This is a genomic window from Niveispirillum sp. SYP-B3756, assembly GCF_009495745.1.
Taxonomy (GTDB): Bacteria; Pseudomonadota; Alphaproteobacteria; order Azospirillales; family Azospirillaceae; genus Niveispirillum.
Window position 1 is genome coordinate 1 of record NZ_WIDQ01000035.1, and the last position, 10,712, is coordinate 10,712.

A 10,712-nucleotide genomic window follows, 5' to 3' on the forward strand; every position below is an offset into this window, starting at 1 on the left:
TCTCGACAACATGCAAATCCAGGCATACCTCGCCGCCGCTGCGGTCAACCTCAAGCGCCTGGCCGCTTATCTGCTGCTGATGCTGCGCTGTTTGCTCCTGCCAAACAGCGCTCTGAACACATTCACCGTCTGACCAGACTGCAAATCATCAGATCAGCAATCGGCTTCTTCAACAGACCCCTCCCTTGATCGTGACCGATCCAGGGAGATTTTGCGTTCCCTTGTATCTCATGCGCCGGGCGCTGCCTCCGGCAGCTTGGCTTACGCCGCACGTGCGGCGGGCCGGCAGTCGCCGGCCTCCAATCCGCCGAAAGGTCAACCTTTCGGCAGATTGGTATTGCGCGACAAATGTCAATGAATCGACCTGTTGTGTGGCATTCACAAAGACACACGGAAGGGGCCGATCATTCAATGTCGATCTGCCGGAAGGGTAACCTGCCTTTCAGGTTGTCGTGTTCCATGCGGGTGTGAACCTGGTCAAAGGGTGATAGTCTCCCCCTAAAGTCCCCGATTGAACCAATTGGCTGCCGCTTCTGCTGCGCGTTCAAAGCTGCCGGCTACCGGGCCGGTGGCCGGGTCGACCAGCATCAGGTTCACCGGCAGGCCAAATTCCTCTACCTCCATCTGATCGGCATCGCGCCAGACCCAGCCGTCATGCGCCAGATATTGCCTTGCCTGCGTACGTTGCAGCAGCGGGCGGATATCGCCGGCCCAGGGGAAGACCGGCTTCCCCAAAGCTGTGGCATAGCCCATTTCATAGGCCGTACCATCATCCACCGAGGGCCCGCGGAACGGGCTGCAATTGGCAATCACGCCGTCGGCCCCCCGGATCAGGTCCAGATTGGCCTGCCGGATGCGGGCGGCAAAGACGGTACCGGGTTCTCCAGCAGCGGGGGCCAGGGCGGCATCGATGGGGAAGACCCCTTCCAGCCCCAGCTCGGCACAGATCGCCTTCATGGCCGCCGCAGCGGCCATGGGGTCGGGCAGGAACACGTCTGGTCCCGCCAGGTAGAGGCGCGGCCGGCTCATTTCGCGCTCCCCTTGCCCGACAGGTCGACCTTGAACCGGGCAAAGCCATCCTCCGCCGGCCCGATATAGGACAGCTTGGGCTGTTCGGCCAACAGGCCCTGTGCCTGCGGGTTAGTGTCATAGGTGATGGTGACGCTGGCCGGCAGCGGCACATAGCTGAAAGTGTTGTCGGTGGTGGGGTCGATCACGCCCTTGGTCCGCACATAATCGACAATGGCCTGCTGCACCGTATCCGGTGACTGATAGACCATGCTGCTGCCATCCAGATGCGGGAAGGTGCCGCCGCCATTGGCGCGATAGGTATTGGTGGCCACGATGAACAATTGATCATCGGCCACCAGCTTGCCCTGATAGGCCAGATTGACGATGCGATGGGCATCCGGATTGATCAGCTTGCCGTCCCGGTCGAACCGTTCCGGCTGTGTCAGGTCGATGGCATAGGTCACGCCATCCAGGATGTCGAAATTATAGGCCGGCACCCGCGTGTTCACCAGCGGCTGCGGGTCGCTGGATTTCGGGTTGATGACGGACAGGGCGCGCGATGACGCTTCCAGCCAGTCGCGCACCTGGGCACCCGTCAGCTTCACCGCCGCCAACTGGTTGGGATAGACATAGAGGTCGGCAATGTTGCGGATGGCGATCTCACCGGCCGGAATGTCGGTATAGAAATGCACCCCCGGCCGCCCGCCGGACTTGAAGGGGGCCACGGCCGACAGGATGGGCAGCTTGGCATAGTCGGTGCTGGCCAGTTCACGCGCGATATAGGCACGCTGGGCCTTGGCCACCAGTTCTACCCCGGCGCTGTCCCCCAGATAGGAGAAATAGGAATGGATGCGGGCCGTGGTGCGGCCCACCGGGCTGCGCACATAGGCCAGCGTCCCCTCATGTGCGGGGGCCAGCAAAGCCGCGACCTCGGCATCCGGCTCCGTGCTGACGGTCTTGCCATCCTGGCGCTGCTGGATGGGGCGGGTGCTGCCGCTGCCATCCACCACCTTCCATTCTTTGCCCTGCTTTTCCAGGGTCAGCTTGATCACGCCCAGATGGCTGCCATAGCTGCCAGCCATCACCAGCGGCTTGCCGTTGACGGTACCCCGCTTCAGGTCCGCCCCCGGCAAGCCGTCATAATCCTTGGACGGGAAGACGCGGTGGCTGTGGCCGGTGATGACAGCATCCACGCCGGGTATCTCGGTCAGATAGTTGGAGGCGTTTTCCTCCCCCCCCTGTCGCGGGGTATAGGACATGCCGGCATGGGACATGACGATCACCACGTCGGCCCCCTTGGCCTTCATCTCCGGCACATAGATTTTCGCCATATCCACGATATCGCGCGTGGTGATGCGGCCTTCCAGCTTGTCCTTGTCCCAGATCATGATCTGCGGCGTCAGCAGGCCCAGCAGGCCGACCTTGATGGTCTGGCTCTTGCCTTCCGCATCCACCAGCTTGCGCTCCTGGATGACATAGGCCGGATACAGCGTCTTGTCGTTGGACGGGTCGCTGTCGCCATCCACCTTGAACACATTGCCGGCCAGCACCGGGAATTTGGCACCCGCATAGGTGGCGCCCAGCAGGTCCAATCCGTAATTGAATTCATGGTTGCCCAGCACAGCGGCGTCATAGCCCAGCAGGTTCATCACCGCCATGGCCGGATGAACCTTGTCCTTGGTCACGCCGCGCTGGCGCGCCACCCAGTCGCCCATCGGCGTGCCCTGGATCAGGTCGCCATTATCCAGCAGCAGCGTATTGGGATTCTCCGCCCGCGCTGCCCTGATCAGCTGAGTCGTCCGCACCAGCCCCACGGCGGGGTCTGGCTTATCCGCATAATAATCGTAATCTTTCAGATACATATGCAGATCGGTGGTGGCCAGAACCTGCAGCTCCACCTTGCCATTGGCGCAGGCGGTGCCGCCAAGGCTGAGGAGGGTGATGCTGACGAGAGCAGCAAAGCGGAATGTCCGAATCACGGGAATGCTCCATGCTGGGCGCTTGCTGCGCCTCGGGTTGGGTGCGCTGCAACGGGAAGGACAATATCAAACACACAGATGCAAGCCAAATTGGCGATTATTGCCCGCAGTGCGCTGCGGTACTGTGGCGCGAATGATACGCTGGCCGAGATATAGCCCGCGCGACCGCCGCACGGCCAGTTTCCAGCTGCGTTGTCATCGAACTGTAATATATGCGTTACTTAATCGTCATGCGCATCTGGTCTTGTCCGCGCCATCCATACGGCTCGGTTATTGGGGGCATTGTAAATGAGCAATCCAAACAAAAAGGCGGCAGCCGTGCTGCGCCGCCATCTGGGATCCTTGAAGCTTGGCGCCGGCGTGGCCGCCATTGCAGTTGCTTCTGCCTGGGTTGTGCCGGCTTTCGCACAGCAGACCACCTCGTCGATGACGGGTAACATCACCACGTCGTCCGGTGCGCCGGCCGCCGGCGCCCAGGTTGAAATCGTCCACACCCCGTCGGGCACCCGTTCCGTTACGACCGTCAATAGTGAAGGCCGCTTCCAGGCCTCCGGTCTGCGCGTCGGCGGCCCCTACACCGTGACTGTCAGCAGCGCCAATGCCCAGCCGCAGGTGGTTGACGGCGTGTTTGTGGCGCTGGGTGAGCCCTATGCCCTGGATATGATCCTGGGTGAGAGCGTTGGTGAGATTGTTGCCACCGGGCAGCGCTCCGCTCCCACCACGGTGGGTATCGGCACCCGCTTCAGCGAGCGGCAGATTGAGAATGCCCCGACGATCAACCGCGACCTGAAGGATATCGTCCGCAACGATCCCAAGGTCTTTGTTGACGTCACCAATTCCAATGCCATTCAGATCGCCGGCTCCAACAACCGCTTCAACAGCCTGACGGTTGACGGTGTGAAGCAGAACGACGATTTCGGCCTGAATGGTGGCGGCTATCCGACCCAGCGCGCGCCGCTTTCCGTTGAAGCCATTGGTGGCCTGTCTGTCCTGACTGCCCCTTACGACGTTGAATATTCCGGCTTCCAGGGCGGTACCATTAATATCGTCACCAAGTCGGGCGAAAACACGCCGCACGGCTCCTTCTATTACTATTATGGCGATGAGAACCTGTCCGGCGACCGCAGCGGCGGCCGCCGTAACCTGATCAGCCCCTACAAGGAACGCACCTGGGGTGGTTCGCTGGGTGGCGCGCTGATCCAGGACAAGGTGTTCTTCTACGTCAATTATGAGAAGTATCGTAACCAGGCCCCGGTGATTTTCGGTACGTCCGACAGCGGTCTCGGCAACCCGGTTTCCGGCATCACTACTGCGCAGGTGGAGCAGATCCGCCAGATCGCCAAGGATGTCTACGGCTATGATACGCTGGGTCTGGCGGACGGCACCCTGCCGGAAGCGGATGAAAAGATCCTCGCCAAGCTGGACTGGAATATCAACGACGATCATCGCGCCTCCTTTGCCTATCAGCGCAATGAAGGCAATAACATTATCGACGCGACCTCCAGCACCAGCGCCACGCCGCGCACGCTGTCGCTGCAGTCGAATTTCTACAACCGCACCCAGATCATGGACAGCTACTCGTTCCAGCTGTTCTCTGACTGGACGTCCGACTTCTCCACCGAAGTCAAGGTGGCCCGCAAGGAAGTGGAATCGCTGCGTGAGCCGCTGAATGGCCGGGGCTTCGGCGAATTCCGCGTCAACACCACGCCGGGCACCAGTGGCACCCAGGGCGTGTTCGGGCCTGACCTGTCCTCGCACAGCAATTATCTGACCACCACGACCGACAGCGCCAAGCTGAAGGGCACCTATCTGCTGGGCGATCACAAAATCGTCGGTGGCTACGAATACGACAAGTACGATTACTTCAACCTGTTCCTGCAGCGCTCCCTGGGTTACTGGGAATTTGCCTCCATCGCTGATTTCCAGGCCCGTAAGGCCAACCGCTTCCGCTACGCCAATGCGGTGTCGGGCAACGCCAACGATGCAGCGGCGAACTGGAAATATACCCAGCACTCCTTCTACCTGCAGGATACGTGGGACGTCACCCCGGACTTCCAGCTGCAGGGTGGTCTGCGCTACGAACTGTTCAAGAGCGATGACAAGCCCATTGCCAATGCCAATTTTGCTTCCCGTTACGGCTTCTCCAACACTGAGACGCTGGACGGCAAGGATCTCTGGCTGCCGCGCCTGGGCTTTACCTATGAGGCGACCGACAGCACCAAGTTCCGTGGTGGCGCCGGCTTGTTCTCCGGCGTCGGCCCGGCCGTCTGGCTGTCCAATAATTACAGCAATGACGGCGTGACCCAGCGCAGCATCGACACCAACAGCGACAAGGTCGCTGCGGCTATTCCGGGCCTGCTGACCGGCGTGACCGGTCAGGTGCCGACGGCGGCGGTTGCCCGTCTGGCGGCACTGGGCGAAGGCTTCGTCAACGCGCTTGACCCGAACTTCAAGATGCCGTCGTCCTGGAAGTTCAGCATGGCGGTCGACCAGAAGCTGGATATTCCGGGCCTGGGCGATAACTGGCTGATCACGGCTGAGGCGATCTATACCCGCGTCAATAATGCGACCTTCTACAAGGATCTGCGTCTGGTCCAGACCGGCACCGCGCCGGATGGCCGCCCGATCTATGGTCAGAAGGAGCAGACCACGGTTAATTCCGCTGGTGCCACCGTTGCCCGCGGTGCCGGGTCCGATCTGGTGCTGACCAATACCGACAAGGGTAAGGGGTTGGTGCTGTCGCTGTTCGCTTCCAACAATTGGGAGACGGATTACGGCAACATCGATTTTGGCGCCGGCTATGCCTATCAGGATGTGGATGATGCCAGCCAGGGCACCAGCTCCGTCGCCGGGTCCAACTACGAGCAGTTTGTGACCACCGATCCGAACTCGGATCTGCTGGGTGTTTCCGCTTACGAGGTCAAGCATCGCTTCACCTCCAACGCGACCTACAGCATCGAATATTTCGATGGGTACAAGTCGTCGATCAGCCTGTTCGGTCAGGCCTTCTCTGGCAAGCCCTACACCTACAGCTTCTCCTGCTCCTCCTCGGCCAATCCGTTCGGCGATCCGGCCTGCCGCAGCAACCGTGCGCGCCAGGCCTTGTATGTGCCGACCGGTGCCACCGATCCGCTGGTGAACTGGAACGCCGCCGGTTCTATCAAGCCGGCCGATATGGACGCCTATATCAGTCGCAACGGGTTGGACAAGTATCGCGGTGGCGTCGTGCCGCGCGGTGCGTTTGAAAGCTCCTGGACCTATCAGGTCGATGCCAAGCTGGCCCAGGAAATCCCGACGCCGATCGAAGGCCACAAGGCCGAGTTCACGCTGGACATCATCAACCTGACCAACCTGATCAACAAGAATTGGGGTCGTCAGCAGAGCGTGCCGTTCTTCCAGTCCATCGCGGGTCCGCAGGCCACGATCCAGAATGGCAAGTACGTCTTCACCTCCACCGGCCGCGATGTGTCGGAACAGATCAACAACCGCGCTTCCGTCTGGAAGATCCAGGTTGGCGTTCGTTATCAGTTCTGATCCGGTTCGGTTCTGAACAAGGGAAAAGGGCGGCCCGTCACCGGGCCGCCCTTTTTCTTTCATTCTCTGCCATCGCGGGAACGGCCGTTGGTATGGCAACGACCGCCGCCCCCTTCGCCTGCGTCAGTGCTTAAAAAAGCAGAAAATGTCTTTGGGTGGACTCTTAAAGATTGCGGGCGATGACCATACGCTGGATATCGCTGGTGCCTTCGTAAATCTGGCAGACGCGGACATCGCGGTAGATGCGTTCCACCGGGAAATCATTGACATAGCCATAGCCGCCAAAGGTCTGGATGGCATCGGAACAAACGCGCTCCGCCATTTCAGAGGCGAACAGCTTGGCCATGGATGCCTCTTTCAGGCAGGGCTGGCCGGCCCCGCGCAGGCTGGCGGCGTGCAGCACCAGTTGGCGCGCCGCTTCAATCCGGGTGGCCATGTCGGCCAGCCGGAAGGCAACCGCCTGATGCTCGATGATGGGCACGCCCATGGACACCCGGTCGCGGGCATAATCACGCGCCGCCTCAAACGCCGCCTGGGCCATGCCGACAGATTGTGCGGCGATGCCGATGCGCCCGCCTTCCAGATTGGCCAGGGCGATGCGGTAACCCTGGCCCGGCTCACCCAGCATCAAATCCGCTGGCACCCGCACATCGTCCAGCACGATCTGGGCCGTATCGGAACAGCGCTGGCCCAGCTTATCCTCCAGCCGCGCCACCCGATAGCCCGGCGTATCGGTCGGCACCAGGAAGGCGGAAATCCCCTTCTTGCCCGCCGCCGGGTCGGTAACCGCGAAGACCAGTGCCACGCCGGCATGTTGACCATTGGTGATGAATTGCTTGGCGCCGTTCAGCACATAATGGTCGCCATTGTGCACCGCGCGGGTTTTCAGGGCCGATGCGTCGGAGCCTGCCTGCGGTTCGGTCAGGCAGAAGGCCCCCAGCATCCGGCCCTCCGCCATGGGGCGCAGGAAGCGTTCCTTCTGTGCCATCGTGCCGAATTTCAGGATCGGTGCGCAGCCAACCGAGTTATGCACGCTCATGATGGTGGAGATAGCGCCATCGCCGGCGGCGATTTCCTCAATCGCCAGGGCATAGGCGATGGCATCGGCCCCGGCCCCGCCCCATTCCTCTGGCACCACCATGCCCAGCAGGCCCAGTTCCCCCATTTCCGCCAGTTCGGCGGCGGGGAAGGCCCCGGTGCGGTCACGTTCCGCCGCACCGGGGGCCAGACGTTCGCGGGCGAACTGGCGCGCCATCTCGCGCACCATCGCCTGTTCTTCGGAAAGGATCATCGGATCAGCCCATCCGTTCCACGGCCATGGCCGTGGCTTCCCCACCACCGATGCAGAGGGAGGCGACGCCGCGCCGCAAGCCATAGCGCTGCAAGGCCGCCAGCAGCGTCACCAGGATACGCGCACCCGAGGCACCAATCGGGTGGCCCAGGGCGCAGGCCCCGCCATGCACATTCACCTTGTCATGCGGCAAATCCAGGTCGCGCATCGCCGCCATGGCGACGATGGCAAAGGCCTCGTTGATCTCAAACAGGTCAACATCGCCGGCCTGCCAGCCGGTCTTGGCGAACAGCTTCTGCATTGCCCCCACCGGGGCGGTGGTGAACCAGGCCGGGGCCTGGGCATGGCTGGCATGGCCGACAATGCGGGCCAGCGGGGTGATGCCGCGCCTTTCCGCCTCCGATGCCCGCATCAGCACCAGGGCGGCGGCCCCGTCGCTGATGGAACTGCTGTTGGCCGCCGTCACCGTGCCGTTCTTGGCGAAGGCCGGTTTCAGGGTGGGGATCTTGTCCGGGCGGCCCTTGCCGGGCTGTTCATCCTTGTCTACCAGCACATCACCACTGCGGGTTTTCACCGTAACACCGGTGACCTCCCCGGCGAACTTGCCCTCATCCACCGCCGCCTTGGCGCGGCGCAGGCTTTCCAGCGCGTATTCATCCTGCATCTGGCGGGTGAACTGGTAATGGCTGGCCGTATCCTCGGCAAAGGTGCCCATGGCGCGGCCCCGGTCATAGGCATCTTCCAGCCCGTCCAGCGCCATATGGTCATACATGGTTGCGTGGCCGTAACGATACCCGCCGCGTGCCCGGTCCAGCAGGTAGGGGGCATTCGACATGCTCTCCATTCCCGCCGCGATGCCGATATCGATGCTTCCGGCCAGGATGCCATCATGGATGGCCATGGTCGCCTTCATGCCGCTGCCGCACATCTTGTTCAGCGTGGTGCAGGGGACGGATTGCGGCAGGCCGGCACCCAATGTCGCCTGCCGGCCCGGTGCCTGGCCCTGGCCGGCCTGAAGCACGTTACCCATGACCACCTCTCCCACCGCATCGCCGGGCAGGCCGGAGCGTGCCAGGGCGGCGCTGATGGCGGCGGCCCCCAGCTGGGCGGCGGTCAGACCGGACAGGTCGCCCATCATGCCGCCCATGGCGGTACGGGCGGCGGCGGCAATGACAATGGGATCGGTGGCCATGGGGGACGTTTCCTCTACCGGATGTGGGGCGCGTTCAGGCCGCATCCCTTTGGTCGGAAGTCTAGACATGATCGAACCGCTCGGGTAGAGCCGAAACGATCATTCAATGAGATCGTTTTTGTCACCCGCGCTGGAAGCCCGCCGCCATGGATAAGGATAGTGTCTCCATCCATTTCGTTCGGGGTATTGCCGATTGCATCGCCGCCAAGGGGGTGGCGGTGGAACCGCTGCTGCGCAAGGCCGGGATTGATCCCGCATTGCTGGTCGATCCTGCCGCGCGGGTGCCGGTATCAGCCTATGGCATCCTGCTGCGGGAGGTGGCGCAGCTTCTGGATGACGAGTTTTTTGGTATGGATCGCCGCCGGATGAAGCTGGGCAGTTTCAGTATGCTCTGCCTGCTGGCGGTAGGGGCCCGCAATCTGGGCCGCGCCCTGCAGCGGCTGACCCATGGCTATCGCGCGCTGTTTGATGATGTGCATGTGGCGCTGTGCCATGGCGATGGCATGGCCTGGCTGGAGGTGCGGCCGCTGGACCCGGCGCGGCCGCTGCCGGTCTTCGCTTATGAAACCCTGCTGGTTTACATCCATGGCGTGGCTTGCTGGCTGGTGCGCCAGCGCATCCCCATTCTGGCGGCGGATTTCGCCTTTCCCGAACCGCCGCAGGTGGATGAATATTTCCTGCTCTACAGCTCCACCCTGCGGTTCAACCAAACGGCAACACGCCTATGGTTTGACGCGAAATTGCTGTCGCTGCCGGTACAGCAGGATGAGCGCTCGGCGCGCCTTTTCCTTAATCAGGCACCCGACAGTTTCCTGGTGAAATTTAAGAACCCGGACAGCTACAGCCAGCGGGTGCGCAGTCTGCTGCGCCAGTGCCCGCCCGCCGAATGGCTGGATTTCGACGCGGTGGCGCAGCAGCTGCGCTGTTCACCGGCTACCCTGCGGCGTGGCCTTCGCCAGGAAGGGCGGCCTTTTCAGGCCATGAAGGACCAGTTGCGCCAGGAAATGGCCATGGCCGCCTTGGCTGACCCTGCCCAATCCGTCGCAGAGGTGGCGGCAATGCTAGGCTTTGCCGACCCCAGCGCTTTCCAGCGGGCGTTCCGCAAATGGTCGGGGCTGGCACCGGGGGCGTGGCGGGCGCAGCACCGCCACTGACCGCCATCAGGGGCGGTGTCGGCCACCCTGTGACATGCTGAAATCGATGGGGATGACCATTTCCATCGGGTCGGGCAATTCCGCCGGCAGGGGCGGCAGGGCACTGACGCGGCCGAACAAGGCCACCGCCTCCTCATCCAGCAATGGGAAGCCGCTGGAGCGTTCCAGCTTGACGCTCAGGATATTGCCGGCCCGGTTCATCACGAAGCGGACAAAGGCCACCCCTTCCTGGCGCTGCTTGCGGGCGGCCAGCGGATATTGCTTGGCCCGCTGCAGGGTCATCACCAGGGTGGCGGCGTAGTCCGGCGGCGGGCCGACGACGGTCTTCACCGGCGGGGGCGGCGGCACCGGCGGTCCCTGCACCGTTTCCACCGGCGGCTGCGGGCTGGCAACCATGGGGCGGGCATTGGGGGGTACCACCACCGGAACCGGAATCACGGGCATGGCCAGTTGCGGGGCTGGTGGCGGCGTCATTTGCAGGGTGGGCGGGGGCGGCGGGGGGGGAGGCGGGGGCGGTTCAACCACCTCCTCTACCAGGGAGACATGCAGGG

Annotated in this window: 7 protein-coding genes; 2 read left to right on the top strand and 5 right to left on the bottom strand. The window is 62.7% G+C overall.

From position 1 onward, the window contains the following. Positions 1-498: 498 nt before the first annotated feature. Both GE253_RS25295 and GE253_RS25300 read right to left on the bottom strand, forming a co-directional pair. Entirely contained in the window at positions 499-1,029 is a 531-nt protein-coding gene (locus tag GE253_RS25295; protein ID WP_153206931.1) for a nucleoside 2-deoxyribosyltransferase, read from the bottom strand. Beyond that, the gene (locus tag GE253_RS25300; protein WP_348770954.1) at positions 1,026-2,990 is read right to left on the bottom strand and encodes a bifunctional 2',3'-cyclic-nucleotide 2'-phosphodiesterase/3'-nucleotidase; all 1,965 of its coding nucleotides are present in this window, start codon (positions 2,988-2,990) and stop codon (positions 1,026-1,028) included. The genes GE253_RS25295 and GE253_RS25300 overlap by 4 nt, the downstream gene beginning before the upstream one ends. Before the next feature lie 288 nt (positions 2,991-3,278). On the opposite strand from GE253_RS25300, the gene GE253_RS25305 reads away from it, so the two are divergent. Continuing rightward, positions 3,279-6,524: a TonB-dependent receptor gene (locus GE253_RS25305; protein WP_153206932.1), complete on the top strand. Its 3,246-nt coding sequence runs from the start codon at positions 3,279-3,281 to the stop codon at positions 6,522-6,524. A gap of 163 nt (positions 6,525-6,687) precedes the next feature. Here the strand turns inward: GE253_RS25305 and GE253_RS25310 are convergent, their stop codons facing one another. Further along, complete coding sequence (locus tag GE253_RS25310) at positions 6,688-7,815, bottom strand: acyl-CoA dehydrogenase family protein (protein ID WP_153206933.1); 1,128 nt, start codon at positions 7,813-7,815, stop codon at positions 6,688-6,690. 4 nt (positions 7,816-7,819) lie between these two features. Beyond that, complete coding sequence (locus GE253_RS25315; RefSeq protein ID WP_153206934.1) at positions 7,820-9,007, bottom strand: acetyl-CoA C-acyltransferase; 1,188 nt, start codon at positions 9,005-9,007, stop codon at positions 7,820-7,822. Positions 9,008-9,153: 146 nt separating this feature from the next. On the opposite strand from GE253_RS25315, the gene GE253_RS25320 reads away from it, so the two are divergent. Continuing rightward, positions 9,154-10,161 (top strand): AraC family transcriptional regulator, encoded by a 1,008-nt coding sequence (locus GE253_RS25320; RefSeq protein ID WP_153206935.1) that lies wholly within the window; start codon positions 9,154-9,156, stop codon positions 10,159-10,161. Between the two features lie 6 nt (positions 10,162-10,167). On the opposite strand, the gene GE253_RS25325 is transcribed toward GE253_RS25320, so the two are convergent. Beyond that, a partial coding sequence (locus GE253_RS25325) for an energy transducer TonB (RefSeq protein WP_211101598.1) occupies positions 10,168-10,712 on the bottom strand: 545 nt, incomplete at its 5' end.